Annotated in this window: 3 protein-coding genes; 2 read left to right on the top strand and 1 reads right to left on the bottom strand. The window is 40.3% G+C overall.

Annotation, left to right across the window (positions count from 1 at the left end; genetic code table 11):
• The coding region (locus ACKI5B_RS10030) for a TAXI family TRAP transporter solute-binding subunit (RefSeq protein ID WP_407428330.1) at positions 1-797 on the bottom strand (797 nt) is incomplete at its 3' end.
• 90 nt (positions 798-887) lie between these two features.
• Between ACKI5B_RS10030 and asnS the strand changes: the two genes are divergently transcribed.
• A complete protein-coding gene (gene asnS, locus ACKI5B_RS10025) occupies positions 888-2,336 on the top strand; it encodes an asparagine--tRNA ligase (RefSeq protein WP_407428328.1) in 1,449 nt (482 codons plus the stop codon).
• A gap of 66 nt (positions 2,337-2,402) precedes the next feature.
• The coding region (locus ACKI5B_RS10020) for a YhjD/YihY/BrkB family envelope integrity protein (protein ID WP_407428326.1) at positions 2,403-3,132 on the top strand (730 nt) is incomplete at its 3' end.

Raw genomic sequence — 3,132 nt, 5'->3', positions numbered from 1 at the left:
ATTTCGTAAACTGTTGCTTCATCAAGATTTGCATTTACAGCTAAAGTTGCTTTGATAGCAAGAGCTTCTGTATCAGTATCTGTACCCTTGTATGTACCTGCAGGAATTACTGTTTTTGTGTAGAAAGAATATTTACTGCAGATTGAATCAGCTTCTGCGCCGTTTACAGGAATAAGAATAAGACCTGCTGTGAAAGCAAGTTCCTGTAAAGCTGAATTTGGAACACCTGCTGTAACAAAACATGCATCAAGAGTTCCGTTCTGAAGACCTTCAGCAGATTCTTTGAAAGAAAGATTGCGTTTCTGAATGTCATCAAATGTAATTCCGTATCCTTCGAGAATCTGTTTTGCATTGAATTCAACACCAGAACCAGCGTCTCCTACAGAAATGCGCTTACCTTTCATATCAGCAATAGTTTTAATTCCACTTGATTTTGATGCAGCAATCTGAACAACTTCCGGATAAAGAGTACCAATTGAAGCAAGATTTGGCAGCTGTTCACCAGCAAACATATCTGAGCCACGGTAAGCATAATCCATTACATCATTCTGAACTGTTGCAAATTCTGCGTCTCCTTTTGAAATAAGGCGAAGATTTTCAGCAGAAGCACCTGTTGCCTGTGCAGTAACATTCATGTTTCCGATTTTTGTGTTCCAGATATTTGCAATTGCACCGCCGAAAGGATAATAAGTGCCGCCAGTACCGCCGGTTGCAAGAATAAAATTCTTTTTTTCGTTACAGCCTGTAACACCAAGAATCAAAGCCAGTGCGGCAGAGATTACAGCTAATTTTTTCATTTTTTATACCTCTCAAAAATATAATATGTCTGATTTTACTATAAAATGGGGTGTTGTTTCAACGCTATCAAAGTGCTAGTATATCAGATTATGAAAACAGAACTTATCAAAGACATTCTTACTTCTAAACCGGACGGACGAACTGTTACCGTCTGTGGATGGGTTCGCACAATCCGCGACTCTAAAAACCTCGTTTTTATTCAGGTAAACGACGGAAGCTGCTTTGCAAACATCCAGCTTACTTTTGACAGAACAAATCCTTCAAATCCAGATAATGCAAATAATATCGAAAATGCTCTTTCAAATCTTTCTACAGGTGCTTCCCTCAAAGCTACAGGAAAGCTCGTAGAATCTCAGGGAGCAGGACAGGCAGTTGAGGTAAATCTTGAGTCTCTCGAAGTGCTCGGAAAATGTCCTTCTGACTACCCGATTCAGAAAAAAGCTGCAACAATGGAATTCTTGCGCGAAAATGCACACCTGCGCGGCCGCACAAACACATTCGGAGCTGTTTTCCGCATGAGAAGCCAGATGGCTTATGCCCTTCACACATTCTTCCAGGAAAAAGGCTTTTATTACATCAATACTCCTGAAATCACCTGCTCTGACTGTGAAGGAGCCGGCGAAATGTTCCAGATTACTACACTGAGTCTTGAGAAACTTGCGGAAGTTGCAGTCGAAAAAGGCGCTGCCGGAATGAAAAAAGAAGATGCAGCAAAACTTGTTAACTACAACAAGGACTTTTTCGGCAAAAAAGCTTCCCTCACAGTTTCAGGTCAGCTTGAAGCAGAAACACTCGCAACTTCACTCGGACGAGTTTACACATTCGGACCTACTTTCCGTGCCGAAAACTCAAACACAACACGACACCTTGCAGAATTCTGGATGTGCGAACCTGAAATGGCATTCTTCGACCTTAACGACGACATGGACATTCAGGAAGAATTCATCAAATATCTTCTTAACTGGGCTCTCACAAAATGCTCTGAAGACATGGAATTCTTCAACAAGCGAATCCAGCCGGGCGTAATCGACACATTGCGACACGTTGTCGAAACACCGTTCAAGCGAGTTTCATACACAGAAGCGGTTGCAGAACTCGAAAAGCATGCTGATAACTTCGAATTCAAGCCTTACTGGGGATGCGACCTTGCAACCGAGCATGAGCGCTACCTTACAGAAAAAATCTACAAATGCCCTGTAATGGTCTACAACTATCCGAAAGAAATCAAAGCCTTCTATATGAAGCTCAACGACGACGGAAAAACCGTAAAAGCAGTTGATGTTCTTGTTCCTGGTCTTGGTGAAATCATCGGTGGAAGTGAACGTGAAGAAAGCTACGACAAGCTTTTAAACCGAATCAACGAACTCGGCTTAAATCCGGAAGATTACAGCTGGTACCTTGATTTGCGTAAGTTCGGTACAGTTCCTCACTCAGGATTCGGTCTTGGATTCGAGCGCCTTCTCCTGTACGTAACAGGCATGCAGAACATACGTGACGTAATTCCATATCCAAGAGCACCGAAGTTAGCTGACTTTTAGTCAGCTAACTTCAACGAGAATGAAACCTTGTTTCATTCTCGCAAAACCAGCCGATTTCTAAAAAATATGAGTAGCCGTACACCTCGTAAAATCACATTCGTTACATTCTCTCAAAGTATTTTTTTAACGACAAAATACTTTCTGCAGAACCGGCTTCTGTCTTTTGCAGGCTCCTGTGCTTTCAGCTTTCTATTTTCGGTAATTCCGCTTTTTATGATGGTTGTAATGGTTTTAGTAAGGATTCTTCATGCTTCCCCAAACACTGTTACTGCCATCATTAATGCAATTCCTGAACTGGAACGGTATTTTAATTCACAAAAAATAATAGAATCTGTTCAGTCAATAAGGGCGGTTACTTCCTTTGAAATTGTAGCCCTTATTTTTATAATCTGGATGGCACGCCGCTTTTTTGCATCGATTTTTGACTCCATGCAGAATATTTTCCATACACAGACACAGAGAAAAGCTGCTTTCAACCAGATTCTTACATTTGTTACAGAACTTTCAATCGTACTCATCGCGTCAGCTGTGATTTTTTCATATATTTCACTTCAAACTATTTCATCTGTTGATTATTTAAAAAAGATTCCTCAATTTTCTTTTATCAGTAAAGGGCTTCTTTCAGGCGAATTATTAAAAATTCTTCCGAACTTTTTGATTTTTCTTGTAATTACAGTGCTTTACAAATCAGCTGCCGGCACAAAACCTAAATTCTGGCTTTGTTTTGCTTCAAGTTTTCTGTGTACCTTTTCTTTCTGGGTATTCCGTTTATTAATGAACATTTTTTTAAATGTAA

The sequence above is a fragment of the Treponema sp. genome (genome assembly GCF_045657965.1).
Taxonomy (GTDB): domain Bacteria; phylum Spirochaetota; class Spirochaetia; order Treponematales; family Treponemataceae; genus Treponema_D.
The sequence above is the reverse complement of the archived record's forward strand: the minus strand, read 5'-3'. Positions and strand labels throughout refer to the sequence as shown.